The sequence below is a fragment of the Vibrio sp. 10N.222.55.C6 genome (assembly GCF_041473395.1).
GTDB lineage: Bacteria > Pseudomonadota > Gammaproteobacteria > Enterobacterales > Vibrionaceae > Vibrio > Vibrio crassostreae_C.
In genome coordinates, this window is sequence record NZ_JBFRSD010001128.1 from 1 (window position 1) to 325 (window position 325).

Genomic DNA, 325 nt, shown 5'->3' on the forward strand with positions numbered 1-325 from the left:
TGAAACTGTACCTGACAGTTTGCATCTGATAGCACACCCAACCAACTCTGAAGACGGATTTGTGAGGCACTGGATTCGTTAGGCCCGCTGATCAACAAGTATTCAGAGCGACCATTTTCAATAAGATGCTGAGCCGCCAGCTTTGCGCCCTCGGCGTGATCGCCGCATATATAGTTAACTTGGCTGTTAGAAGGGACATCAATGAAGATGAGGTTCAAGTGTTGATATTGTTCTACCAGCAATTCGGCGTCTGCACTCTTTAAAGGCACATTGAGAATGATGCTGTCGACCTGTTGAGCCATCAGTTCACGAATAGCCTCACGGG

The 325-nt window shown here is 47.7% G+C and carries 1 pseudogene; it reads right to left on the bottom strand.

The features are described 5' to 3' along the window. Positions 1 to 325: pseudogene (locus tag AB4486_RS27845) on the bottom strand (LacI family transcriptional regulator); the annotation flags it as partial.